Origin of the sequence: Stenotrophomonas maltophilia (assembly GCF_002799155.1) — a bacterium.
Lineage (GTDB): Bacteria > Pseudomonadota > Gammaproteobacteria > Xanthomonadales > Xanthomonadaceae > Stenotrophomonas > Stenotrophomonas maltophilia_R.
Window position 1 is genome coordinate 3480776 of sequence record NZ_NERD01000002.1, and the last position, 25365, is coordinate 3506140.

Genomic DNA, 25365 nt, shown 5'->3' on the forward strand with positions numbered 1-25365 from the left:
GGCACGCCATGCTCGACAAAGTCGTCATCGCCAACCGAGGGGAGATCGCGCTGCGCATCCTGCGTGCGTGCCACACCCTCGGCATCCGCACGGTGGCCGTGCACTCCACGGTCGATCGCAACCTCAAGCACGTGGCCATGGCCGACGAGTCGGTCTGCATCGGCCCCGCGCCGTCGCCGCAGAGCTACCTCAACATCCCGGCACTGATCGCTGCCGCGGAAGTCACCGACGCCCAGGCCATCCACCCGGGCTATGGCTTCCTGTCGGAGAACGCCGACTTCGCCGAACGCGTGGAAGAGTCCGGCTTCATCTTCATCGGTCCCAAGGCCGACACCATCCGCATGATGGGTGACAAGGTCGAAGCCATCCGCGCGATGAAGGCCGCCGGCGTGCCGTGCGTGCCCGGCTCGGGCGGCCCGCTGGGCGAGGACATCGTCGCCAACACCAAGATCGCCCGTGAGATCGGTTACCCGGTCATCATCAAGGCGGCTGGCGGCGGCGGTGGCCGCGGCATGCGCGTGGTGCACGCCGAAGCCTCACTGAAGACCTCGATCGAAACCACCAAGAGCGAGGCCAAGGCCGCGTTCGGCAATGGCGAGGTCTACATGGAGAAGTTCCTGGAGAATCCGCGCCACGTGGAAATCCAGGTGCTGGCCGACGGCCAGGGCAACGCCATCCACCTGGGCGAGCGCGACTGCTCGATGCAACGCCGCCACCAGAAGGTGGTGGAAGAAGCACCGGCACCGGGCATCAGCGCCGAGCAGCGCGAGCAGATCGGCAAGGTGTGCGTGGAAGCCTGCATCCGCATCGGCTATCGCGGCGCTGGCACGTTCGAATTCCTCTACGAGGACGGCCGCTTCTACTTCATCGAAATGAACACCCGCATCCAGGTGGAGCATCCGGTTACCGAAATGGTCACCGGCATCGACCTGGTGGCCGAGCAGCTGAAGATCGCCGCCGGCCAGAAGCTGTCGATCAAGCAGAGCGACGTGGTGCTGACCGGCCATGCCATCGAATGCCGCATCAATGCCGAAGACGCCGAGACCTTCGTGCCGAGCCCGGGCACCATCACCGGCTTCCATCCGCCCGGTGGCCCCGGCGTGCGCGTGGATACCCACATCTACAGTGGCTACCGCGTGCCGTCGAACTACGACTCGATGATCGGCAAGCTGATCGTGCACGGCCCGGACCGCGAAACCGCCATCGCCCGCATGCGCGTGGCACTGAGCGAAATGGTGGTCGATGGCATCAAGACCAACGTCGCCCTGCAGCAGCGGATCATGCGCGACAAGGGCTTCCAGGCCGGTGGCCAGAACATCCACTACCTGGAAAAGCGCCTCGCCGAGCGCAAGAACAAGCCGATCGCACTGACCTGATCGGCGGCAGGTGCTGGACATGGAAAGGGCGGGGATCTCCCCGCCCTTTTCTGTTTCCCTTCCTGTAGCGCCGGGCATGGCCCGGCTCTACACTGGCCGGCTCAGCGCGCGTCCGCCGCCGTCGCCGGGATCTGCGAATTGGCCAGCGGCCGCACGCCATTGGGCGAGGTCGGATCGACGATCACCATGGTTTCGGTGGAACCATCGGGCCACACCACCTGGAAGGTGCTGCCGGCTGGCAGTGAAGTGAACGGCATGCCACTCTGCGCGCGATAGACCGCAGCGACCTGGCTGGCACCGGCGCGACGCACGTCTTCCTGCGCCTTCACCGTGGTCAGTTCGACCTTCGACAGATGCCGGTAGCGATCCTCGTAGGTATCGATCATCAACAGGCCAACCGCGCCGGCCGAGTAGGCCACGAACAGCGCCACCCAGAACCAGAACTTGGCCCCGTGCAGGAATCGGCGGTAGTTCATTGCTCGTTCCTCTTTCCAACCAATCGCTTGATCCATTCCTTCATTTTCCCAGCACCTTGCCGCGATACCGCAGCGTCATACACGAAATCCCGGAAATCCTGCGCCCCATCCTGCGAACAGATCCCTCCGTTCGCACAAAAATTGTTGACCAGCACGCTGTCCGCTCCACAAGCTAGACCGAGTTCACAGGCCGCAAGCCGCCATGCAAGTTCACTGAGCTGCTCGCCGGCCACCAGCCCGTCAAGCGCGCGGTCACCGGCAGCACGCACGCCCATGCCCGGCGCGATGGCCATGTAGGCCTCCGGGTCGCGCGAGGTGCGCACGCGCTCGACCAGGTCGCGGCGGTACTCGGCACTGTCGTGCAGCGGCTCACCTTCGGCGAACAGCGCTGCTTCCGCAGCCAGGTTGCCCTGCGCGGCCGCTTTGCGGCGTTCGGACAGCACCAGCGCCGCGCCCAGCTTGTCGCCCGGCACGAATCCGCCGCAGCGCTGCGCCACGCGCTCGCGCGCCTCGACCATCGCCGGCGCCGCAGTCAGGCCCAACCCACTCAGTACGTTGTTGTCCAGGCGGTAGCCGCCCGGATCGAGTGCGTACTGCGCGCAATAGTCATAGACGCGGCTGAGCATCCAGCGCGCCTCGTGATTACCGTTGTCGGCCTGTGTGCGCAGGCGCTGGGCGTAGGCATACAGGTCGCTGGCGTCTTCGATGTCGGCGCGCAGGTCCAGCGGCAGGCCCGACGGCAGCGTGTTGCCCCGCTCGAAGGCCGCCAGCCGTCGCGCCAGTGCTTCGGGCACCACCGGCAGCGGCGCTCCGCTGTCACGGCTGGCCACCGCCAGTGGCAGGTCCGGCGACGCCGACGGCGATGCCCCGCCCGCTGCGTGGCCGCTGGCCCGATACCCGGCCACGCCCAGCACGGCCACCGCCGGCAGCACGAGCAACCAGGTTTTCAGGGTCGGAGCGAAGGCCATCGGCGGCGGTGAGCGTTCACGGCGCACAGGAAAGCACCGAGTTTAGCAAGGCCCGGCAGGCCTGTCTGAACTGCGCCCGTTCATCTCAAGGCGGCATCTCAGGCGATACGGAGACGCCCCGATGGTCTAGCATGGCCCCCTTTCCCGCGATTGCCCCCACCGCCATGCCGTTCCTGGAACTGACCCTGCGCTGCACCGAAGCCACCCAGCCCCGCTATGAAAATGCGCTGGAGGACGTCGGCGCACTGGCCGTCACCCTGCTCGATGCCGAAGCCGACACCAGCAACGAACAGGCCATCCTCGAACCGGGCGTGGGTGAAACGCCGCTGTGGGACACCCTGGTGCTGAGCGCGCTGTTCCCCGCCGACAGCAACGCGCTGTTGCTGCTGGCCGCACTGGAATCCTTCGACCCGGAACTGGACTGGAGCAATGGCAGCTTCCGCGCGGTCGAAGACGAAGACTGGGAACGCGCCTGGCTGGACCAGTTCCAGCCGATGGATTTCGGCAGCCGCACCTGGATCGTGCCGTGGAACCATGAACTGCCGGACGCTGCACAGGCCGCCGATGCCGCCGTGGTGCGGCTGGACCCGGGCCTGGCGTTCGGCTCGGGCACCCACCCGACCACCGCCCTGTGCCTGCGCTGGCTGGACCAGCTGGCCGTGGACGGCCAGCTGCAGGGCCAGCGCGTGCTCGACTTCGGCTGCGGCTCGGGCATCCTCGCACTGGCCGCGCTGAAGCTGGGCGCTGCCGAAGCGATCGGCGTGGACAACGATCCGCAGGCGCTGGTCGCCACCGCCGACAATGCCGAGCGCAATGGCGAGCAGGCCCGCATGCATGTGTACCTGCCGCAGGACGAACCGGTCGCCACCTACCCGGTCGTGGTCGCCAACATCCTTGCTTCGGCGCTGGATGCACTGGCCGAGCTGCTGGCCGCACGCGTCGCCGCTGGCGGTCGCATTGCCCTGTCGGGCATCCTGCATGGCCAGGAAGGCGAACTGCTGCAGCGCTATGCCGCGTGGTTCGACGATCTGCAGGCCACCCAGGATGGCGACTGGATGCGCATCACCGGCGTGCGCCGCGCCTGATCATGATTGAATGACCGCTGGATCCGAGCCCGCGCCCTGAACATGTCCGAGCCGAACCCGCCGCGCCGTCCCCTGGCCACCTTCCTGCGCCCCGCGCCGGAAGGCGAGGCTGCACCTGCGACCGATGCGCGCACGCCCGACCCGGCGGCGCATGGCATTCCTGCCGTGGAGACCGGCGACCCGATCGACGCGGCGTTGCCGCCGATGGCGGAGACGCGACAGATCGATGACACCGTCATCCTCGACGAGGCGGCCGTGATCGAACCCGTCCCTGCCGTCCCGGCCGCGCAGGCCGTGGCCGGCGATGCGCCGAGCTTCCTGGGCACTTCACGGCCGCGCGCGCTGCCGACGCCGCGCTGGCACTGGGTGCTGGTTGCCGGGCTGGCACTGCTGCTGGTACTGCAGAGCGTGCTGGCCGATCGTGCGCGACTGGCCGCCGACGCCGGCAACCGCGCCTGGCTGGGCGCATTGTGCGGCGCACTGCGCTGCAGCCTGCCGCCCTGGCACGAGCCCACCGCCTTCACCATGACCAGCCGTGAGGTCCGTCCGCTGCCGGGCCAGCCCGGCGTACTGCAGGTGCAGGCCAGCATCCGCAACGATGCGCGCTGGGCACAGGCCTGGCCGGACCTGCGCCTGTCGCTGTCCGATGCCGATGGCCGGGTGATCGGCAGCGGCGTGTTCGCACCGGCGCAGTACCTCGGCGAGGCCCCCGGCGCGGCCCTGCTGGAACCGGGCCAGAGTGCGCGCATCGCGTTCCGCGTGCAGGAGCCTGCCGCGTCCACCGTCGCATTCACCTTCGACTTCCTCTGACCAAGGTAGAGGCGACCAGCCGTGGCAGGTCGGGCACGCTCGCGCTAGACTGGCCGCCACCACCTCGTCCGGCCGCGCGCTCCGCGCGCACGGGCCAACCAGATCGGGAACCCCCTTGAACGCTGTCCTCTCTCGTCCTGACAACAGTCGTGGCGCTCCCCGGCCACCGCTGCGTGAACACGTCGCCCAGTCCGTGCGCCGTTATCTGCGTGACCTCGATGGCTGCGACGCGGACGATGTCTACGAGATCGTGCTGCGCGAGATGGAAATCCCGTTGTTCGTGGAAGTACTCAACCACTGCGAAGGCAACCAGAGCCGTGCCGCCGCGATGCTGGGCATCCACCGCGCCACCCTGCGCAAGAAGCTGAAGGAATACGGCATCAGCGCCTGAGCGCGCGTGGGTAGTGCCGGCCGCTGGCCGGCACTACCGGTAGATCCACGCCATGCGTGGATGCCGCCCCGGCAGAATCAGCCGCCTCCGCCTGCCTTCCAGTAATACCGCACCACGTGGAAGAACACCGGGGCGGCGAAGCACACCGAGTCCAGCCGGTCGAGCATGCCACCATGGCCCTCGATCATGTGGCCCCAGTCCTTGATGCCGCGGTCGCGCTTGATCGCCGACATCACCAGGCCGCCCCAGAATCCCATCAGGTTGATCAGCAGCGACAGGCCGAACGCCTGCAGCGGCGTGAACGGGGTGATCCACCACAGCGCCGCGCCCAGCGCACTGGCACTCAGCACGCCGCCCACGAAGCCCTCCACGGTCTTCGACGGCGACAGCTTCGGCGCAATCAGGTGCCTGCCCAGCAACTTGCCCCAGATGTACTGCAGCACGTCCGAGGACTGCACCACGATCACCAGGAAGGCGAACAGCAGCACGTTGCGCGACGGGTCATGGCCGGGCACGTGCAGGTTCAGCAGCAGCGGCACGTGCGAGATGCAGAACACGCAGATCATCAGCCCCCACTGCACCTTCGCCGTGCGCTCCAGGTAGTGCGTGGTGTCGCCACCGATGGTCGACAGGATCGGCAGGAACAGGAACGCGTACACCGGGATCAGAAGCGTGTACATGCCGTACCAGTCGATCCACACCAGGTAGTACTGCCAGGGCAGCACGATGTAGAACGCGGCCAGCAACGCGTAGTAGTCCCCTGAGCGTGTCGGTGCCAGGGTGATGAACTCGCGCAGCGCGAACAGCGAGATGATCGCGAACAGCACGATCACGCCGGCACGGCCGAAGAACAGCGCCAGCCCGACCACGATCGCCATCACCCACCAGGCACGGATGCGTGAAACCAGGTTGGCGATCACCGCACTGGGCCGACCGCGCTGGCGCCAGCGCAGGGTCTCGGCCACCAGCGTGGCCAGCACCAGCACCGCACCGACACCGGCAAACAGCAGGCCGGTCTGCTGGCCTACGCTCTGCGTTGCCAGATCGCCAGATACATCCAACACGAAACTCATGCACGCCCCCCGTTCGGCGCCAGGTCCAGCAGCGCCTGCCGGCTGCGGGCCAGGAAGGCCGCCTTGTCCTCGTCGGCCTGCAGCCGCAGCGGCGTCCCGAACGTGGCCGTGCACAGCAGCGGCAGCGGCAGGAACCGCCCCTTGGGCATCACCCGCTTCAGGTTGTCGATCCACACCGGCACGAACTCCAGCTCCGGCCGTTGCCGCGCCAGATGGTAGATGCCGCTCTTGAACGGCAACAGCGGCTCATCGCCCACATTGCGGGTACCTTCCGGAAACAGGATCAGCGAGCAGTCTTCGTCCACCGCGTCACGCAGCACCTGCAGCGGGTCCTGCCGGCGCTGGCCGGCCTCGCGTTCAACCAGCACGCCGTTGAACACCGCGTCGATCAGGTAGCGGCGCAGGCCATCGCGCTGCCAGTATTCGGCCGCAGCCACCGGGCGCACCTGGCGCCGCAGTGCTGGTGGCATCGACGACCAGATCAGCACGAAGTCACCATGGCTGGCATGGTTGCCGTAATACACGCGTCGTTCGCTGGACGGCGCGCAGCCGATCCACAGCGCGCGGGCGCCGGTCACCACATGGATCGCGCCACTGCAGGCGCTGGCAATCAGCTCGGCGAACATTGGTCCCTCCCGTTCACGTCTGCGGCCACAACACGGCCAGCACCAGCAGTGCGAACTGCACTGTGGTCAGCAGGTATTGGCGCAGCAGCAGGCGGCGCATGCCGGCCCAGCGCGCGTCCCAGCCGCGCAGCGGCGCATCGGGCGCCGCGCGACGCAGGCCACTGTCGTGCAGCAGCTGATCGGTGCGGCGCGCAGCGGCTTCGCCGTCCAGGCCCTCATCGCGCAGCAGCTGCAGCAGGCTGGCATCCAGCCCGACCCGCCATGCCTGGCAGGCCTGTGCGATACCCACGGCAACACTGATCAGCAACAGGCCGGCAGCGATCATCGCCAGGCCCGGCTCGATGCCGAGCAGCAGCAACGCCACCAGCAACAGGCCCAGCGACAGCAGCGCCGGCCAACGCCCCTGCCGCAACAGCAACTGCATGGTCGCCAGATCGGGGGCCATGCTCATGCGCGCGCTCCTGCAGCAGTGATGGCCTTCAGGTGCGCTGCGCCCAACACGATGCCGGGGCGTGCACCACGCACGATCGCCACCGCCGCGTCCGCGTCGGCCACACGACCACTGCGCAGCAGCCAGGTCGCCACACTGGCGGCGCTGCGCGAATAGCCCAGCGCGCAACAGACCAACAGTGGCCCCTGCATGCGCAGGCGCTCGATGGCCTCGGCCGCCGCGCGCAGCTGTTCCGGCGTGGGCACCACCAGGTCCAGCATCGGCACGCTGGCATACGCCGCGCCCGATGCACGACAGGACAGTTCAGCACAGGTATCGACCACGCCGACCAAGGGTGTTGGCAACGCAGCACAGGGAATGCGCCCCAGCCACACGCCATCCATCACCGGCACCGGCTGCGGCGCACGTCGCGTCCACAGCCGCGAATTGATCCAGGCCGCGCCCAGGTACGGCGCCAGCAACCAGCGCGCCGCCATGGTCAGCCGCCCATCGGCGCGCTTCTGGAACACCGCCGTGCCCAGCCCGGCATAGGCCAGCGCCACCAGCAGCAGCGACACCACCGGCCACAGCAGCCACAACGCCACACTCCGCAGCAGGATCACCGGCACCATCAGCACAGCGGCCCCCAGCAGGTACAACCCCGCCAGGCGCCAGCGCCCGGCATCACGTGTCGTGCGCCATGCACGCAGCGGTGGCGTGCCCTGCTCCGGCCACAGCCAGACGCACAGCCAGCCGGCCAGCAGGCCGGTCGGGATATCGATGAAGTGATGCTGGAACGTGGTCAGTACCGAAACGCCGATCAGCAGCGCCCACCCATGCAGCACCCAGCGCCACGCACCGTGCAGGTATTGCGCGAACTTCACCCACAGCACGATCAGCAGCACGATGTGCAGCGACGGCGCCTGGTTGAACGGCTTGTCGAAGCCCAGCAGCACGTCGAACAGCCAGCCAAACACACCGCCAATCTCCGGCCGCTGGAAGCTGAAGCGCAGCGGCCACAGCAGGAAACAACTCACGGCGATCAGCTGTGCACTGAACAGCCGCAGCGCGTGCCGGTCCAGTTCGAGGCGCTGCCGGCACAGGAAGAACGAGACCGCGTAGAACAGGTCGATCGACCAGTACGGCACGATCGTCCACGGCACGAACGGGATATGCGCCTCCCACGCGAACGCCATCACCGGCAGCGTAGCGTGGCGGCCGGCCATCCAGTTGGCGAAGCCATAGCTGGCGAAGAAGAACGGGCCCAGCAGGGCCAGCCACAACAGGGCGCGCCGCCAGGGGCGCCCCTCTGCGGCCAGCGGGGATGCGGCGAGCGTCGCCATCACGCGATCCGGCGCGCCAGCGACACCGTGAAGATGCCGAAGTCGTCGATACGCTGCGCCACCTTCTCGAACCCGGCCAGGCGCACCAGCTCATCCATTTCCTGTTGGGTACGGCGGCGCATCACCCACGCGGCGCCACCCCGATGGCTGGTCAGCGCGCGGGCGATGAATTCCAGCTGCGGGTGCCAGGGCTGGCCGGTATAGGCCAGGTAGCCGCCCGCCGGCACCGTCGCGGCAATGCCCTGCAGCGAGCGCAGCACCGCATCGTTGTCGGGGAACAGCTCGTACAGGCCCGATACCACCGCCAACGTCGGTGCCGGGTCGACCTTCGCCAGCTGCACCGGGTCGAACGCATCGCCCTGTTCGAAGCGGGCGATGTCGGCCGCCCCCAGGCGCTCTATCAAGGCCTGGCCCTGGGTGACGTTCAGATCGCTGAAGTCACGCAGCACGATGCGCTCGGCGCGTTGTTCGCCCTGGCCCAGTGCTTCCAGCACATAGCGGCCATGGCCAGCGGCCACGTCCAGCACGCGCACCGGCGTGCCCTGCCCGCGCAGGCGCTGGGCAGCATCGCGCAGCAGTTCCTGCAGGTGCTGGCCACGCACGCGGATGCCGCGCCAGCCGATCGCGTCCAGATAATTACGGTCGACCATGCGACCCAATGGGCCCTTGCCGCGCGCCTCATCGCGGTAGATGTAGTCGAGCGTGCTGCCCGAATCGAAACCGGTCTGCAGTCCCAGCGCGATACCTTCGGACAACGTTCCGCCGAAACGCAGGCCGCCACGTACCACCCGCCAGCGCAGGTCGGCCAGGCTGTTGCGCTCCGGTGGCCAGGCCAGGATCTCCGATTCCTCGAAGGTCGGCCCATGGCGGTGCGCATCGCGCCGTGACAGCTCACGCAGCGGTTCGGCGAAACGCGCCTGGATGAAGCTGCGGATGCGCGCCAGTGCCGGCGCCCGATCACGTTCGCCCAGCGTGTCGTGGAAGAAGCCCGGCAGGTGCACGCGCTCCTTGACCGGGCTGGACAGGCGCTCGTAGAAGCGGTCCTGCGGGCCACGATGCACGACGAAGTCCGAGCCGGACACCAGCAGCTGCACCGGCACACTGATCGCCTGCGCATCGGCGACGATGCGGTCGGCGGCCTCGTACAGGCCCAGCAGTACGCGCACCGAGATCGGCCGGGTGATCAGCGGATCGGTGCGGTAGCTTTCCACCCGCGCCGGGTCATGGGTCAGCCACTGCGGCTTGACGTAGCTGTTGACGAAGAAGTTGCCACGCAGCTTCTGCATCAAGGCCAGGCCCGGGCGTGCGAACGGCACGTACAGCTTCACCTTGAACGCCGGCGAAGCCATCACCAGTGCGCGCAGGCGCGGTGCGTAATCGTGCACCCAGGTGGCGGCAACCACCGCTCCCACGCTTTGCGCGATCACCACGATGTCCTGCACCGCGATGCCATGCTCGGCGCCGATATGGGCAATGAAGCTGTCCAGATCGCGCACCAGCGCCGGGAAGCCCGGTGCATCGCCACGTGCGCCCGGCGAACGGCCATTGCCACGCGCGTCCCAGGCGAAGAAGGCGGTGTCGGGCAGGTCCAGCTCATCGACCAGGTGGGTGACACGCCCGGAGTGCTCGTGGCCACGATGCAACAGCACGATGGCCTTGGTGGCCGGGGTGGCGGTGGTGCCCGCCCAGTACCGGTAGAACAGCGGTACCTGGTCGAAGCTGTGGAATTCCCGTTCCTGCGCCTGGCGCATGCAATCTCCTGATTGTCTTTTTGTATCTTGATTAATTCGGCGAAACCGCCGCTTCCCGCAGTCCACGACGGACGCGGTTGATCATCGTCAGCACGCACAGCACCGCCATGGCCGCGGCCACGCCAGTGACCGTCATCGCGCCACCCCACTCAAACGCCAGCAGCAGGCCCAGCGCACCGATCACGAAGGCGCGATCGCTCTTGCCCATCGGGCCGTCATAGCGGCGGCTGGCGCCGACCATCAGCCCCAGCACCCCGGCGTACTCGCTCAGCGCAGCGGTCCAGGCCAGCAGCCACAGCGCCTCCGGGCGCACGCCCGGCACGCTGAGCAGGCTCAGGTACAGCGCGGCGTCGGCGATCACATCGCACAGCTCGTTCAGATAGGCGCCCAGCCGCGACTGCTGGCCGAACTCGCGGGCCAGCATGCCGTCCACGGCGTTGAGCGCCATGCGCAGCAGCATCCACAGCGGCAGCAGCAGGTACAACAGCGGCTGGGCCGGCGCGCAGCACCACACGGCGGCGGCCACCAGCAGCGAGACCCCGGCAGCGGCCACGGTCACCGTATTGGCGGTGATCCCCATGCGGTACAGGCCGCGTACGGCCGGACGCAACAGGTCCTGGAAACGTCCTTTCAATGCATAGATCGACATGATCCGTACCCGCTGATCCTTGGCAGTGCGGGCACAGCCTACCCGATTGGGGCAGCCGGCCCCATCCTGTTGCCTGCGGGCCACTCCGGCCCGGCTGTGCTGAAGGCGGCCGCAGGGCCACCGGCGCGGGCCGATTTTCCCCACCGGCGCCCGCCACCGGCCCCCACCGCCTACAATATCGGCCCCGCTCCGCTGCCGATTCTGTCCCATGACTGCTGATCTGTTGCCCGTCCGCCGGGCCCTCCTCTCCGTTTCCGACAAGACCGGCCTGGTCGAGCTGGCCACTGCGCTGGCGGCACGCGGCGTGGAGCTGCTGTCCACCGGCGGCACCGCCAAGGCGATCCGCGATGCGGGCCTGGCCGTGAAGGACGTGGCCGACGTCACCGGCTTCCCGGAAATGATGGACGGCCGGGTCAAGACCCTCCACCCGATGGTGCACGGCGGCCTGCTGGGCCGCTCCGGCCTGGATGACGCAGTGATGGCCGAGCACGGCATCGGCGCCATCGACCTGCTGGTGCTGAACCTGTATCCGTTCGAATCGGTCACCGCCAAGGCCGATTGCACCCTGGCCGACGCGGTCGAAAACATCGACATCGGCGGCCCGGCCATGCTGCGCTCGGCGGCCAAGAACTTCGCCCGCGTGGCGGTGGCGACCGATCCGTCGCAGTACGCCGAACTGCTGGCTTCGCTGGACGCCAACGACGGCCAGCTGTCGGCCACCACCCGCTTCGCGTTCTCGGTGGCCGCGTTCAACCGCGTCGCCCAGTACGATGCGGCGATCAGCAACTACCTGTCGGCCGTCACCGCCACCGACGCCGCGGTACCGGCGCGTGCCGAGTACCCGGCACAGATGAACTCCACCTTCGTGAAGGTGATGGACCTGCGCTACGGCGAGAACCCGCACCAGAGCGGCGCGTTCTACCGCGATCTCTACCCGGTGCCGGGCACGCTGGCCACCTTCCAGCAGCTGCAGGGCAAGGAACTGAGCTACAACAACCTGGCCGATGCCGATGCAGCGTGGGAATGCGTGCGCCAGTTCGACGCGCCGGCCTGCGTCATCGTCAAGCACGCCAACCCGTGCGGCGTGGCCGTCGGTGCCGGCAACGGCGATGCCTACGAGCTGGCCTACGCCACCGACCCGACCAGCGCCTTCGGCGGCATCATCGCTTTCAACAAACCGCTGGACGCGGCCACCGCCAAGGTGATCCTGGACCGCCAGTTCGTCGAAGTCCTGATTGCCCCGGACTACGAACCTGCCGCGCTGGAATACGCGCAGAAGAAGGCCAACGTACGCGTGCTGCGCATCCCGCACGGCGATGGCCTGAACAACTTCGACAGCAAGCGCGTCGGCTCGGGCCTGCTGCTGCAGTCCTCGGACAACCGCGGCATGACCCGCGATGAACTGAAGGTGGTCAGCAAGCTGGCGCCGACCGACAAGCAGTTCACCGACCTGCTGTTCGCCTGGAAGGTCGCCAAGTTCGTGAAGTCCAACGCGATCGTCTACGCCAAGGACAACCGCACGATTGGCGTGGGCGCCGGCCAGATGAGCCGCGTGTACTCGGCCCGCATCGCCGGCATCAAGGCCGCCGACGCGAACCTGGTGGTCGAGGGCTCGGTGATGGCCTCCGACGCGTTCTTCCCGTTCCGCGACGGCATCGACGCCGCCGCTGCCGCCGGCATCAAGGCGGTCATCCAGCCGGGCGGTTCGATGCGCGATGCCGAAGTGATCGCCGCTGCCGACGAACATGGCCTGGCCATGGTGTTCACCGGCGTGCGCCACTTCCGCCATTGATCCGCATTACGAAGCCGGGCCCTGCCCGGCTTTTCTTTTCCGCACCCGAGAACCCTGTCCCATGAAGATCCTCGTCATCGGCTCCGGCGGCCGCGAACACGCCCTGGCATGGAAGCTGGCCCAGTCCTCCCGTGTCACTGAAGTGATCGTGGCGCCCGGCAACGCCGGCACCGCCAGTGAAGGCAAGTGCCGCAACGTGGCGGTGAAAGTCACTGACATCGACGGCCTGCTGGCGCTGGCCCAGGCCGAGGGCGTCGCGCTGACCGTGGTCGGCCCGGAAGTACCGCTGGTGGCCGGCGTGGTCGACCGCTTCCGCGCCGCTGGCCTGCGCATCTTCGGGCCGACCGCCGCTGCCGCGCAGCTGGAAGGCAGCAAGGCTTACGCCAAGGATTTCCTGGCCCGCCACAACATCCCCACCGCGTTCTACGCCGTGCACAGCGACGTGGACGCTGCGTTGGCGTACGTGCGCGAGAAGGGCGCACCGATCGTGGTCAAGGCCGATGGCCTCGCCGCCGGCAAGGGCGTGATCGTCGCGATGAGCTTGACCGAGGCCGAAGACGCGGTGCGTGACATGCTCTCCGGCAACGCGTTCGGCGATGCCGGCGCCCGCGTGGTGATCGAAGAGTTCCTCGACGGCGAGGAAGCCAGCTTCATTTCGATGGTGGACGGCGTGCATGCGCTGCCGATGGCCACCTCGCAGGACCACAAGCGCGTCGGCGACGGCGACACCGGCCCCAACACCGGCGGCATGGGTGCGTACTCGCCGGCCCCGGTGGTCACGCCGGAGGTGCACGCGCGGGTGATGCGCGAAGTGGTGAACCCGACCGTGCAGGGCATGATTGCCGACGGTATCCCGTTCACCGGCTTCCTCTACGCCGGCCTGATGATCGACGCCAGTGGCGCGCCGAAGGTGATCGAATTCAACGTGCGCTTCGGCGACCCGGAAACCCAGCCGGTGATGCTGCGCCTGCAGTCGGATCTGGTGGAGCTGGTGGAAGCGGCCATCGATGGCCGCCTGGACCAGGTGGAAGCACACTGGGATGCGCGCCCGTCGCTGGGCGTGGTGATGGCCGCCAGGCCGTACCCGGAATCGCCGATCACCGGTGACGTGATTTCCGGCCTGGACGAGGTGCCTGCCAGTGCCAAGGTGTTCCATGCCGGTACGGCATTGGATGCGCAGGGCCAGGTGCTGAGCGCCGGCGGCCGCGTGCTGTGCGTGGCTGCGCTGGGCGACAGCGTGCGCGACGCGCAGGCCAACGCCTATGCCGGCGTGGCCAAGGTCAGCTGGGCCAACGAATTCCACCGCAACGACATCGGCTGGCGCGCGATCGCACGCGAGGGGTGAGGCAGGCGCGGCGTCAGGACATCCACGCATCGCGTGGATCTACTGGTTCTGCAGCAGGGGGAGATGCACGCCATGCGTGGATTGAACACCCGAAAAGAAAGGCCCGGCAGTGCCGGGCCTTTTCATTGCTTCAACGCCGTCCCGCCTTACGCGGTGAACAGCGCCTTCATTTTCTTCAGCGCGTTCGCCTCGACCTGGCGGATGCGCTCGGCCGACACGCCGTACTCGTCGGCCAGCTCCTGCAGCGTCACCTTGCTGTCGGCATCCAGCCAGCGGCGGCGGATGATGTCGCGCGAACGCGCATCCAGCTCGGCCAGGCCTTCGCGCAGCAGCTGCATCTGGTTGTCTTCACTGTCGGCACGTTCGTAGGCCATCGACGGGTCTTCGTCGTTGGCGACCAGGAACGCAGCCGGCGACGGCGGCGCGTGTTCGTTGTCCTCGTCGGCCGGCGCATCGAAACCGATATCGCGACCGGACAGGCGCGACTCCATTTCCATGACCTCGCGCTCGGACACGTTCAGGTCCTTCGCCACCGCGCTGACCTCAGCCGCGTTCATCCAGCCCAGGCGCGTCTTCGACTTGCGCAGGTTGAAGAACAGCTTGCGCTGCGCCTTGGTGGTGGCGACCTTCACGATGCGCCAGTTCTTCAGGATGAACTCGTGCATCTCGGCACGGATCCAGTGCACGGCAAAGGAGACCAGGCGCACGCCCATGTCCGGGTCGAAGCGCTTGACCGCCTTCATCAGGCCGATGTTGCCTTCCTGGATCAGGTCGCCCAGGGCAAGGCCGTAGCCGTTGTAGCCGCGGGCCACATGCACCACGAAGCGCAGGTGCGAATGCACCAGCTCGCGGGCAGCGTCCAGATCGTTGCCGTCGCGGAAGCGACGGGCCAGGTCCTGTTCGTCATCGACCGACAGCACCGGGATCTGGTGCACGGCACCGATGTAGGCGTCCAGCGAACCGAGCGCACTGGGAATCGGGAGATTGTTTGCCACAAGGGCAGTAGAGGTGTTCTGGCTCATAGGCACCCATCTTAGCAGTCCGGGATTTGGACTGCTAAAGGAGGAAAAAGTTCCAGCATCCTATTGATGCAACACTGGTCCCAAACAGAGCCCTACCGTAGCGCGATTTGATGACAGTGGCGAGCACGCTTTTCGGGATTCACAATCCCTTGGAATTCAATCAATTACCTGCCGGAAACCGGCGATTTCCGGTCAAGCGGAGCTGAACGAGCCGGCCTGGAGGTCCATTCAGGCCTGGAGACGTTGCCGGGTGTTCAGGCCCGAAGGCCGAGGGTCGCCCCCTTTACTACTAAGAAACCCGTTGACAGCCATCCGGCGACATGCTCCGATGCATCAACTAATTCATACGTAGAAGCACATGGCCCGTCCTGTCTCGCAGACTCCCACCCCCGCCGAGCAGGCCATCCTGGACATCCTCTGGGACAAGGGCGAAGCGTCCGTGCGCGAAGTGGCGGATGTGCTCGGCGAACACAAGCCGGTCGCGTACACCACGGTGCTGACTATGTTCAACGTGCTGGCGAAGAAAGGCTTCGTCAGTCATCGCCAGGAAGGTCGCGCCTACATCTACCACGCCACGCTCAGCCGCGAGCAGGCCCGCCGGCAGGCGCTCGACCATCTGCTGCATCAGTTCTTCGACGGCTCACCGAACGTGTTGGCACAGCACCTGGTGGACGAACGCGAAATCGACCGCAACGAACTGCAGGCACTGCAGCAGCGCATCAGCGATGCCAGGGCCGGGAGGAAGGAATGAACCTCATCGACATGGCGATGGCACTGGGCCTTCGGCAGTTGCTGTTGTCCGCAGTTGTGCTGCTGCCAGCGCTGTGGCTGGCACGGCGGCGGGCCCTCAGTGCCGAACAACGCTCCTGGCTGCTGACCGCAGCGATGGCAGTGGCCCTGCTGTTGCCGCTCAGCGCCTTCCTCCCGGGCTGGTCGACCACCCTGCCCGCACCGGCACCGCCCGCGGCCGCGTTCCACCCCATGCCCGGCGAAGGGGCAACGACGGAAGAGGCCATCTTCGAAGCCGGACGGCAGCCCGACATCTATTACGTCGAACTGCCAAAGACCCTGCCGACGGTGCTTGCACTGCTTTGGCTGCTGGGCACCCTGTGGCTGGGCATGCGCCTGCTGGACGCGATGCTGCACGCGCGCCGGCTGCGGCGGCTGGCGCAACCGGCGTCCGCCGGATTGCGCGCGGTCCTGGCCGACATCGTGCCCGCCCGCGTGACGATCGCCACCTGCGCCGTCGACGGGCCGATGGTCGTCGGCCTGTGGCGCCCGCAGATCCTCCTGCCCCGCCCCTTGCTGGCACGGCTGGACAACAACGTGCTGCGCGACATCGTCCGCCACGAGGTTGCACACCTGGATCGACGCGACCTGTGGACAAGCACGCTGCTGCGGGCGGGAACAGCACTGTTCTGGTGGAATCCACTCCTGCACCTTGCCCAGGCACGCCTGGCGGTACTGCGCGAAATGGCCTGTGATGCACGCGCTGCGATGCAGGCACGCGAACCGCTGGACTATGCAGGTTCGCTGCTGGCCAGCATCGAACAGCTGCAGGCCCTGCGCGAAGAGGCACCGACGCTTGCACTGGGCATGTTCAGTGCACGCAGCCAGCTGGCGCAGCGCATCGATCAGCTGCTGGACGCCGCGTCGCAGTCCCCCCGGCGCCGCAGCCTGTTGGTGCTGGGCCTGCTGCTTCTGCTGGCCTGCACCGGCACTGCGGTGGCTGTCTCACCACGACTCGCCTCACCACCGGTTGCCAGCTCCTCCGATACGCGCGTCAACACGCTGCTCCAGGCCGCCAGCACGCATGACGTCGCGCAGGTCCACGCGTTGGCGGCGGCCGGTGTCGATCTTGATGCGCGCGTGCTCGGCGACGGCACGGCGCTGATCCAGGCCATCCGCGCACGCGATCCGGCGATGGTCGACGCCCTGCTGCAACTGGGCGCCGACCCCGATCGTGCCGCGCTGGGCGAAGGCAATCCATTGATCGTCGCCTCCGCGCTGGGCCTGCAACCCATCGTCGAGCAGCTGGTGCAGGCCGGTGCAGACGTCAACCGGGTCGTGACCTATGACGAGACACCGCTGATCAATGCCTCGCGCGAAGGGCATCTGGCCACCGTGCAGTACCTGCTCGCGCACGGCGCCGACATCAACCTGGGCGTGGAGGCCGACGGCTGGCTGGGGCGCTGGCGGACACCGCTGAACCAGGCTGGCAACGCGGCCGTGCGCGATTACCTGCTGGCGCAGGGCGCCCGCCGCGAACGACGCTGACGCCGCCGCCGCATCGCCTCCCGCGCTGCGGCGATAACCCGTTCCACCCGCAACGACCGGACGCGGCAGGCGTGCGTGGCAACGCCTGCGCCGATCCCAACCCTCTTCCACTCCCGCAAGGATGTCGATGATGAACCGCCTGTTGCTGTGTTCGCTACTGGTCTCCCTGACCCCGTTCCACGTGATGGCCACTGACGCCAGTGCTGAAGACCCTGCGCGCTTTGCCCAGGCAATGGCCCATGGCCTGCGCCCCAGCACGGCCCCGCTGGGCGCCGCACTGCCGCAGTGGTCGATCGAGGAACGCCTCGCCCACTACAAGATACCGGGCGCTGCCGTTGCGGTGATCCGGAATGGCCAGGTGGTATACGCCGCTGGATTCGGCCTGCGCCAGGCGGGCACGCGCGATGCGGTGGATGCCGATACCGTGTTCTCGGTCGGCTCGGTCAGCAAGATGGGCGCTGCAGCAACCACCCTGAAGCTGGTTGCCGCCGGCACAGTCTCGCTGGAAGAGAACATCGACCTTCGGCTGCGTCGCTGGCATGTGCCTGCCGATGCGCAGGGACTGCACCCGCCGATCAACCTGCGCATGCTGCTCTCGCACACCGCCGGCTTCAACGTGCATGGCTTCCAGGACTACCAGCCCGGCGAACGCCTGCCGACCTTGCTGCAGACACTGGATGGACTGGCGCCTGCGAAGAATGAACCGATACGCCTGGTCCACGCGCCCGGCCGGCAGGTCGACTACTCCGGTGGCGGCTACATGGTGGTGCAGCTGGCGATCGAAGATCTGACCGGCAGAGCATTCGCTGAGGTCGCACAACGCGAGGTGTTCGCGCCATTGGGCATGTCCCGCAGCACGTACCAGAATCCCTTGCCGGCCAGCTACGGCAACATTGCCCACGCGCACGACAACAGGGGCCAGCCGGAGGCCCTGCCACGCGGCTGGCAGAGCTTTCCAGAACAGGCGGCGTCCGGGCTGTGGACCAGCGCCAACGACATGGGCCTGTTCGTCGCAGCCCTGCTGCGCAGCATCCGCACCAAGGATGGATGGCTGCCGCAGCCATTGGCCCTGCAGATGGTCAGCGAAGTGGCGCCGGCCGGTCGTGGCCTGGGTCCGGAGCTGGCCGGCACCGGCGCCAGTCGCCGTTTCTTCCACAACGGCAGCAATGACAGCTATCACGCCGGCATTGAAGGCTACCCGGAGAGCGGCGATGGATTCGTCATCCTGACCAATGGCGACAACGGCCCCGCACTGCGCGGGGAAATCCGCAATGCCCTTTCCGATGCACTCGGCCACAATGCCAAACCAGTCATCCGCACGCTTGACCCGGCGCTTCTGCGCGACAGCTACCCAGGTTTCAGCGGTCACTTCGTGCTCGATGGCGCGCTGCCGATGGACGTCCGCGGCGGTCTCGCTGACTGGTTCGAAGCCACGACGTTGGATCTACAGGTAGGCCAAGCGGGACTGGAACTGCACCTTCCAGGACGGGACAAGGCCGTCGTGCTCCAAGCGCTGACCCCTGTTCGCTTCCTCGCCGGCAGCGTGGGCGCAGAGCTGCTGTTCCACCGTGGCGGCGACGGCACGGTCCAGGCCCTCAGCGTGATCGCCGAAGGCGCGCGTGCCTACTATCGGCGGGCGGATATCGCGCCAGCAGCGGGCCATTGATCCATCGCTGGCGGCGCCGGGCTACTGCCCGGCCCGCTCAGAGTGCCGAACGCGGCGGCAGCGACCAGTCGATCGGGGCCTGCCCGCGACGCTGCAGGTACTCGTTGGCCATCGAGAAATGGCGGCAGCCGAGGAAGCCGCGATGGGCCGACAGCGGCGACGGATGCGGCGACTTCAGCACGCGATGGCGGCGGGTGTCGATGACCTTGCCCTTCTGCTGCGCGTAGGCGCCCCACAGCATGAACACCAGCCCTTCGCGCTCGCGGTTGAGCACGTCCACCACGTGGTCGGTGAAGCCTTCCCAGCCACGGCCCTGGTGCGCACCGGCCTTGCCCTCCTCCACCGTCAGCACCGCATTGAGCAGCAGTACGCCACGCTGCGCCCACGGAATCAGGCAGCCGTGGTCCGGGCGCGGAATGCCGAGATCGCTCTCGATCTCCTTGTAGATGTTCAGCAGCGACGGCGGCACCGGCACGCCCGGCGGCACCGAGAAACTCAGGCCATGTGCCTGACCGCGGCCGTGGTATGGATCCTGGCCGAGGATGACCACCTTCACCTGCTCGAACGGCGTGGCGTCGAACGCGGCGAAGATCTGCGGGCCGGGCGGGAACACCGCCGCGCCACCGGCCTTGCGCTGGCGCAGGAAGGCGGACAGCTCGCGCATCTGCGGCTGCAGCAGGTAATCGCCGACATGCTGCTTCCAGCTCGGTTCCAGCTGGATCGTCGGGGTGTCGGCTACTTCATCCATCATCGCAACAGAGGTCCATCGTTCAATCGGGCCAGCCGTAGCTGGAACAGCACCTTGGTAACCAGCAACCGTTCTTCGATCGGCTTGAGCACCAGGTCGTTGGCACCGGACTGCAGCAGCCCGGTCTGGTTGTGCGGATTGCCATCGCCGGTCATCACCAGCACCGGCAGGCGGCGCTTGCCGTAGCCGAAGTCCACGCGCACGCGCTGCACCACGTCGCGGCCGCTCAGTTCGCCCTTCAGGGTGACGTCGGTCAGCACCAGGTCGATGCGGTGGCGGCTGCGGCCCAGCGACTCGGCGGTCAGCAGGGTGAACGCTTCTTCGGCGCTGACCACGTGCAGCACGTTCAGTTGCTGGCGTTCCAGCATGCGCTTGGTCGCCTCGGCCACCACGCGGCTGTCCTCGATATAGAGGATGGTGGCGCCGGGAATGGTCTGCGGCTGCACGTAGCCGCGGATGAAGGTCGCCAGTGCCTCGTGGCCCAGCGCCTTGTCGAAATAGTCGGTGACGTACTCGGTGAAGCGACGCTGCTCCAGGTGCTGCTGGGCATCGCCAGAGACCACGATCACCGGCACATAGGCCTGGCCGGCCGCTTCGCGCACCATCCGCGCCAGCGCCAGGCCGTCACCATCGCGCAGGGTCAGCGAGGTCGTCACCAGGTCCACCGGGCCCTGCGCCAGCGCCTGCTGCGCATCCTCGATGCTGTCGCAGCCGATCACCTCCACGCCCGGCAGGTCGCGCTGCAGGACGTCGGCGATCAGCTTGCGGACCAGCTTCGAACCATCGACCACCATCACCCGCGTCGCGGGCCCTTCAAGGTGCTTCAGCGCTTGCGGTTGCATGCCGGTCTCAGGTGTCGGTCGGGCGGGTCTGGCGGAGGAAGTGGCCGGTGACCAGCCAGGCGCCCAGCCAACCCAGCAGCAGCGTGCCGAGCAGGACCAGGCCGCCGTGCAGCAGGTCCAGGCCGTGCAGCACGAACGGGCTGCCGTAGCTGCGCGAAAGTTCGGCCAGCGGCACGCGCAGCGCGGCACCGGCGGCGGCGATCAGGGCCAGCGCCACCGCACCGGCGCCCAGGCCGTACCACGCGCCCAGGTACAGGAACGGGCGGCGGATGAAGCCATCGCTGGCGCCCAGCAGCTGCAGCACGCCGATCTCTTCGCGGCGGGCCTGGATGTCCAGGCGCACCGTGTTGCCGACCACCAGCGCGGCACCCACGCCAAGCAGCACCGACAGCACCTGCACCAGCCGCGCACCGAAGGCCAGCCAGGCATCCAGGCGTTGGCGCCACAGCGCATCGTGCTGCACCAGGTCCGCCTCGGGCAGGCCTTCCAGCGCGCGCGCCAGGCGCGCGTCATCCTTGCCCTGGCCGGGGGTGATCACCAGCAACGAAGGCAGTGGATTGTCGTTGAGTGCGTCGATCGCCTCGCCGAGGCCGGCATCGCGCAGTTCCTGCAGGCCCTGCTCGGGCGTGCGCACGTTCACTTCGGCCACGTCATCGCGGCCGCGCAGCTGGCCGGCCAGGCGCAGCGCGCCGGGGCCATCGACGTTGCCCTTCAGGAACACGTTGATGTCGCGCGACTGCTGCACGCTGCCGGCGAACTGCTTGAGGTTGTCCAGGGCGATCGACAGCCCCAGCGGCAACGCCAGCGCCAATGCCATGACCATCACCGTCAGCAGGGTCGCCCACGGCTTGCGGCAGGCGCGGCCCAGGCTGAACACCACGCTGTGCACGTGGTGCTGGAACCAGACACCCACACGCGAGGGGGCGGCGGCTTCGCTGTTTTCGTTCTTCGCCATCGGTTACTCCGCCAGGTCCTGCGGCGAGATGTCATCCACCAGCCGGCCGTGGTCGAGGATCAGCACGCGCTTGCGCATGCGGCGCAGCAGCGGCAGGTCGTGGCTGACCACCAGCACGCTGGTGCCGCGCGAAGGCAGCTCGGCGAACAGGGCCATGATCTCCGCCGCCAGGGTCGGGTCGAGGTTGCCGGTCGGCTCATCGGCCACCAGCAGCTTGGGCTCGCCGACGATGGCGCGGGCGATGCCCACGCGCTGCTGCTCGCCGGCCGACAGCTGCGAGGGCAGCGCCTTCTCGCGATGGCCCAGGCCCATCCGCTCGAGCACCGAGCGCACGCGCTTGCTGATGTCGCCACGGCGGGTGCCACGCAGGATCAGCGGCAGCGCCACGTTCTCGGCGATCGAGCGGTCCATCAGCAGCCGATGGTCCTGGTAGACCGCCCCCACCGCGCGTCGGTGGCGGGGCACGTCGCCGCCGCGCACCTTCAGCAGGTTGCGCTCGTCGAACACCACCGCGCCGCGGCTGGGCCGCTCGTCCAGGTGGATCAACTTGAGCAGGGTGCTTTTGCCCGCACCGGAATGGCCGGTTACGAACAGCATCTCGCCCGGCGCGACCTCGAAGCTGACATCGATCAGCGCCTCGTGGCCACCGGCGTACTGTTTGCTGACATTGTCGAAGCGCAGGACACTCATGCCCCGATTATGCAGGACCGGCGCGACGGATCGGTAGCGCCGGGCCCGGCCCGGCGGAATCTTCGATCCGCGGCTGCGCCCGCCGGGCCTCGCCGGGCGCTAGCCCTCCCTGCGGGCGTGCAGGACCACCAACGCGTTGTTGTCGCGGTATTCATCCCAGAAGCCGGCAGGCCGGCCCTGGCACTCCGCCGCCGTCGGCGCCGGCACCTGCCACTGCAGCCCGGGCAGCCCCGCGCGGGCGGCCGCCTGCTCATGCTGGTCCGCGCGCCATTGATGGTCGGTGACGCGGGCCTCGGCAGCATCGGCGAACGCGACCTCCACCAGGTGATGATCGTCCAGCGCCTGCTGCCGGACGATGCGTGCGCCGTAGCGCGAGAAGTCGCCCCGGGCCAAGCGGAAGGCCGGATGGGTGACGATGCCCAGCAGCCGTCCGCCCGGTCTGAGGACGTGGGCCGCCGCCCGGTACATGCGCTCCAGTTCCTGCAGCGTATCGGCGTGGTTGAACAGCCAGACCGCCACGGCAATATCGAAGCGGGCCGGCAGGTCCAGCCGGGTCGCGTCGCCGTGCAGGAACTGCATGGTGTCTCCGCCTTGCCGGGAAAGCCGGCGCGCCTGTTCGATCATCGCGGCGGACAGATCGACACCAAGGGCACTACGTGCTCCGTGCAGCAGAAGGTGGCGGCCAAAATCGCCGGAGCCGCAGGCCAGATCGATGACATCCCGCCCCTGCAGTGGACCGGCCAGCTCCAGCAGCGTCCGGCGTTCCAGCGGACGGGATGCAGAGGCCGCCACGTGCTGCGCGTAATGCAGATCGAATGCGTCGTAACAGGGTACGGATGCCATCGCGTGAGTCCTCCGCATGCGTGAGGAGCCAGCTTGGCTGGAGGCCGGCAGGCGCAGCCAGAGTCAGATGCGACAACGTTGCGTGGCAGGCGGCTGCGCGGCATGCCGGCCATCGGCCGGCACTACCCTTCAAAGCCACCCGACCAATGGTCGGGTGCTGCCGGTCCGGCGTGGTGGGTGCCGACCGTTGGTCGGCACACCCTGGATGTCGCCCGACCAACGGTCGGGCGCTGCCGGCTCAATTGCCCGACAGCATCCGGCGGATCTTGCGGCCGATGCGGGTCAGGAACGAATCGCCGGAGTCGGCCGCCGTGCGCACCGGCTTGGCCACCACCTGCACCGGGGTCACCGGGCTGGCACCGTTGCCGGCGTTGGCCTGCATGCCCTCGCCACCCTCGACCGGACGGCCGTGGCGACGACGACGGCGCTTGCGCGGCTTGCGCTCGCCATCCACGGCACCTTCCGGCGCACCCTCGGCACGCGGCGGACGCGGGGCCTGGGCGACGGCACCTTCGGCCGGGACAGCTGCGGACTGCTCGCCTTCCACGCGCGGCTTGCGCGGGCCACGCGAACGGCGCTCGCCGCTGCGCTCACCGTCGCGACGCTCGCCACGGCCACCGCCGGAGCGGCCACCACTGCGACCACCACCACGACGCTCTTCTTCGGCGGCACGTGCTTCGCGCGCTTCACGGAAGATCTGGCCGACGCTCTCGTTCTCCTCACCTTCCTCGCCAGCGGCCGGGGCCGGGCGTTCCGGGCGCGGCAGCGGGGTCAGCAGTTCCTTGGTGACCGGCTCGGACGGGATCTTCTGCTCGATGTAGGCCTCGATGTCCGGCAGGCCCATGGCGTAGCGTTCGCAGGCGAAGCTGATCGCATCACCCTCTTCGCCCAGGCGCGCGGTACGACCGATGCGGTGCACGTAGTCTTCGGCGTCGAACGGCAGGTCGTAGTTGTAGACGTACTTGATGCCGTCGATATGCAGGCCGCGCGCGGCCACGTCGGTGGCCACCAGGATCTCCAGCTGGCCCTTCTGGAAGCGGTTGAGCAGGCTCTCGCGCTTCTTCTGCGGCACGTCACCGGACAGCACGCCGACACGGTAGCCGGCCTTTTCCAGCGAACGGGCGACGCGCTCGACGAACACCTTGGTATTGACGAACACCATGGTGCGCGCGCCTTCGCTGCGCGACAGCAGGCCCAGCAGCAGCGGGATCTTCTCGTCGTCGGCCGGGAAGTAGATGCGCTGGCGCACGCGCGCGGCGGTGATGGTCTCGGCTTCGACCACCAGCTTCTGCGGCTCGTTCATGTGCTCGTAGGCCAGCTCCAGCACGCGATGGCTGAGGGTGGCGCTGAACAGCAGGGTCTGGCGGATGGTGCGTTCCGGCATGCGGCGCAGCAGGAAGCGGATGTCCTTGATGAAGCCCAGGTCGAACATGCGGTCGGCTTCGTCCAGCACGCAGATCTCGCAGGCGTGCAGCGAAACCACCTTGTGCTGCTTGACGTAGTCGATCAGTCGGCCGGGGGTGGCGATGATCACGTCCACGCCCTGCTGCAGCAGCTCGCGCTGCTTGTCGTAATCCACGCCGCCGTAGACCAGGGCGAAACGCAGGCCCAGGTCGGAACCGAACTTCACCGCATCCTTGTGGATCTGGATGGCCAGCTCGCGGGTCGGGGCGAGGATCAGCGCGCGCGGATCTTCCGGCTTGCGATCGGCCAGGGCCGGACGCGTCAGCAGGCGGTTCACGACAGCCACCAGGAAGGCCAGGGTCTTGCCGGTGCCGGTCTGGGCCTGGCCGGCGACATCACCACCGGGCAGCGCGACCGGCAGGGTCAGCGCCTGGATCGGGGTGCAACGGGTGAATCCGGCTCCTTCAAGGCCAGCCTGCAGGGCCGGGTGCAGCTCGAAGGAGGAGAAGGTCAAATCGGTCAGCGGTTTGTCGCTCATGAGTCCGTCTTGGTATGGCCGCCGGCCCGTGGGGCGGCTGGCACTTCATCGTCTAGGGGCACCGTCGCAAACTGCGGCCCCTGCGGCGGGTTGGCAGGCTGGGACCACCTGGTCCGCGCGCCGCACAATGGCCCAGTTTAACGCACTCGGGCAGGCAAACCGGAATGCGGCGTCTCACCGAACATGGAGACGCCACCTTCACCCAGCCACACCGGACTTGAACGGCCTGCCCAGGGCCGTTGGTGTCGCCCACTGCCAGCCCCAT

24 protein-coding genes are annotated in these 25365 nt (G+C 67.9%); 9 read left to right on the forward strand and 15 right to left on the reverse strand.

Going from position 1 to position 25365, the window contains the following annotated elements; translation table 11 throughout:
- Nucleotides 1-8 precede the first annotated feature (8 nt).
- Nucleotides 9-1376, forward strand: a complete 1368-nt coding sequence (gene accC / locus B9Y82_RS16685; protein WP_100474099.1) for an acetyl-CoA carboxylase biotin carboxylase subunit — start codon at nt 9-11, stop codon at nt 1374-1376.
- Between the two features lie 101 nt (nt 1377-1477).
- On the opposite strand, the gene B9Y82_RS16690 is transcribed toward accC, so the two are convergent.
- The gene (locus tag B9Y82_RS16690) at nt 1478-1852 is read right to left on the reverse strand and encodes a hypothetical protein (protein WP_100474100.1); all 375 of its coding nucleotides are present in this window, start codon (nt 1850-1852) and stop codon (nt 1478-1480) included.
- A complete protein-coding gene (locus B9Y82_RS16695; RefSeq protein ID WP_100474101.1) occupies nt 1849-2820 on the reverse strand; it encodes a hypothetical protein in 972 nt (323 codons plus the stop codon). The genes B9Y82_RS16690 and B9Y82_RS16695 overlap by 4 nt, the downstream gene beginning before the upstream one ends.
- A gap of 164 nt (nt 2821-2984) precedes the next feature.
- On the opposite strand from B9Y82_RS16695, the gene prmA reads away from it, so the two are divergent.
- The 3 genes from prmA to fis all read left to right on the forward strand — a co-directional run bounded on the left by prmA (nt 2985) and on the right by fis (nt 5106).
- Nucleotides 2985-3905, forward strand: a complete 921-nt coding sequence (gene prmA / locus B9Y82_RS16700) for a 50S ribosomal protein L11 methyltransferase (protein ID WP_100474102.1) — start codon at nt 2985-2987, stop codon at nt 3903-3905.
- A gap of 42 nt (nt 3906-3947) precedes the next feature.
- Nucleotides 3948-4715 (forward strand): DUF3426 domain-containing protein, encoded by a 768-nt coding sequence (locus B9Y82_RS16705; RefSeq protein WP_100474103.1) that lies wholly within the window; start codon nt 3948-3950, stop codon nt 4713-4715.
- Nucleotides 4716-4830: 115 nt separating this feature from the next.
- Nucleotides 4831-5106, forward strand: coding sequence for a DNA-binding transcriptional regulator Fis (gene fis, locus B9Y82_RS16710; protein WP_005419706.1), 276 nt, complete (start codon nt 4831-4833; stop codon nt 5104-5106).
- Between the two features lie 77 nt (nt 5107-5183).
- Here fis and B9Y82_RS16715 read toward each other — a convergent pair whose 3' ends face one another.
- Genes B9Y82_RS16715 through B9Y82_RS16740 form a run of 6 tightly spaced genes read right to left on the reverse strand, consistent with a single transcriptional unit; the run spans nt 5184 to nt 10978 of the window.
- Nucleotides 5184-6179, reverse strand: coding sequence for a phosphatidate cytidylyltransferase (locus tag B9Y82_RS16715; protein ID WP_087923789.1), 996 nt, complete (start codon nt 6177-6179; stop codon nt 5184-5186).
- Nucleotides 6176-6805: a lysophospholipid acyltransferase family protein gene (locus tag B9Y82_RS16720; RefSeq protein WP_100474104.1), complete on the reverse strand. Its 630-nt coding sequence runs from the start codon at nt 6803-6805 to the stop codon at nt 6176-6178. Before B9Y82_RS16720 ends, B9Y82_RS16715 begins: the two co-directional genes overlap by 4 nt.
- 13 nt (nt 6806-6818) lie before the next feature.
- The gene (locus tag B9Y82_RS16725; RefSeq protein WP_100474105.1) at nt 6819-7256 is read right to left on the reverse strand and encodes a hypothetical protein; all 438 of its coding nucleotides are present in this window, start codon (nt 7254-7256) and stop codon (nt 6819-6821) included.
- Entirely contained in the window at nt 7253-8578 is a 1326-nt protein-coding gene (locus tag B9Y82_RS16730) for a phosphatase PAP2/dual specificity phosphatase family protein (protein WP_100474106.1), read from the reverse strand. The genes B9Y82_RS16725 and B9Y82_RS16730 overlap by 4 nt, the downstream gene beginning before the upstream one ends.
- Complete coding sequence (locus B9Y82_RS16735; RefSeq protein ID WP_100474107.1) at nt 8578-10329, reverse strand: bifunctional alpha/beta hydrolase/class I SAM-dependent methyltransferase; 1752 nt, start codon at nt 10327-10329, stop codon at nt 8578-8580. The genes B9Y82_RS16730 and B9Y82_RS16735 overlap by 1 nt, the downstream gene beginning before the upstream one ends.
- Nucleotides 10330-10360: 31 nt before the next feature.
- A complete protein-coding gene (locus tag B9Y82_RS16740) occupies nt 10361-10978 on the reverse strand; it encodes a CDP-alcohol phosphatidyltransferase family protein (RefSeq protein ID WP_100474108.1) in 618 nt (205 codons plus the stop codon).
- Between the two features lie 208 nt (nt 10979-11186).
- Between B9Y82_RS16740 and purH the strand changes: the two genes are divergently transcribed.
- The gene (purH, locus tag B9Y82_RS16745; protein ID WP_100474109.1) at nt 11187-12770 is read left to right on the forward strand and encodes a bifunctional phosphoribosylaminoimidazolecarboxamide formyltransferase/IMP cyclohydrolase; all 1584 of its coding nucleotides are present in this window, start codon (nt 11187-11189) and stop codon (nt 12768-12770) included.
- Nucleotides 12771-12831: 61 nt separating this feature from the next.
- Nucleotides 12832-14115 (forward strand): phosphoribosylamine--glycine ligase, encoded by a 1284-nt coding sequence (gene purD, locus B9Y82_RS16750; protein ID WP_100474110.1) that lies wholly within the window; start codon nt 12832-12834, stop codon nt 14113-14115.
- Nucleotides 14116-14261: 146 nt separating this feature from the next.
- On the opposite strand, the gene rpoH is transcribed toward purD, so the two are convergent.
- Nucleotides 14262-15137 (reverse strand): RNA polymerase sigma factor RpoH, encoded by an 876-nt coding sequence (gene rpoH / locus B9Y82_RS16755; RefSeq protein WP_049424102.1) that lies wholly within the window; start codon nt 15135-15137, stop codon nt 14262-14264.
- 358 nt (nt 15138-15495) lie between these two features.
- Here rpoH and B9Y82_RS16760 point away from each other — a divergent pair, with 358 nt between their 5' ends.
- From B9Y82_RS16760 to B9Y82_RS16770, 3 genes are all read left to right on the forward strand, one after another.
- Nucleotides 15496-15888, forward strand: coding sequence for a BlaI/MecI/CopY family transcriptional regulator (locus B9Y82_RS16760; RefSeq protein WP_100474111.1), 393 nt, complete (start codon nt 15496-15498; stop codon nt 15886-15888).
- Entirely contained in the window at nt 15885-17414 is a 1530-nt protein-coding gene (locus B9Y82_RS16765; RefSeq protein WP_100474112.1) for a M56 family metallopeptidase, read from the forward strand. Before B9Y82_RS16760 ends, B9Y82_RS16765 begins: the two co-directional genes overlap by 4 nt.
- 130 nt (nt 17415-17544) lie before the next feature.
- Nucleotides 17545-19080, forward strand: a complete 1536-nt coding sequence (locus B9Y82_RS16770) for a serine hydrolase domain-containing protein (RefSeq protein WP_238381626.1) — start codon at nt 17545-17547, stop codon at nt 19078-19080.
- A gap of 37 nt (nt 19081-19117) precedes the next feature.
- On the opposite strand, the gene ung is transcribed toward B9Y82_RS16770, so the two are convergent.
- The 6 genes from ung to rhlB all read right to left on the reverse strand — a co-directional run bounded on the left by ung (nt 19118) and on the right by rhlB (nt 25100).
- Nucleotides 19118-19831, reverse strand: coding sequence for a uracil-DNA glycosylase (ung, locus tag B9Y82_RS16775; protein WP_100474114.1), 714 nt, complete (start codon nt 19829-19831; stop codon nt 19118-19120).
- Nucleotides 19828-20670 (reverse strand): response regulator, encoded by an 843-nt coding sequence (locus B9Y82_RS16780; RefSeq protein ID WP_049424094.1) that lies wholly within the window; start codon nt 20668-20670, stop codon nt 19828-19830. The genes ung and B9Y82_RS16780 overlap by 4 nt, the downstream gene beginning before the upstream one ends.
- Before the next feature lie 7 nt (nt 20671-20677).
- Complete coding sequence (ftsX, locus tag B9Y82_RS16785) at nt 20678-21625, reverse strand: permease-like cell division protein FtsX (protein WP_100474115.1); 948 nt, start codon at nt 21623-21625, stop codon at nt 20678-20680.
- A gap of 3 nt (nt 21626-21628) precedes the next feature.
- Nucleotides 21629-22315 carry a cell division ATP-binding protein FtsE gene (gene ftsE, locus B9Y82_RS16790; RefSeq protein ID WP_014648630.1) on the reverse strand — a complete coding sequence of 229 codons (687 nt, stop codon included), beginning with the start codon at nt 22313-22315 and terminating at the stop codon, nt 21629-21631.
- Nucleotides 22316-22414: 99 nt separating this feature from the next.
- Nucleotides 22415-23158 (reverse strand): class I SAM-dependent methyltransferase, encoded by a 744-nt coding sequence (locus B9Y82_RS16795; RefSeq protein WP_157804653.1) that lies wholly within the window; start codon nt 23156-23158, stop codon nt 22415-22417.
- A 238-nt stretch (nt 23159-23396) separates the two neighbouring features.
- Entirely contained in the window at nt 23397-25100 is a 1704-nt protein-coding gene (gene rhlB / locus B9Y82_RS16800; RefSeq protein WP_100474117.1) for an ATP-dependent RNA helicase RhlB, read from the reverse strand.
- Nucleotides 25101-25365 lie beyond the last annotated feature (265 nt).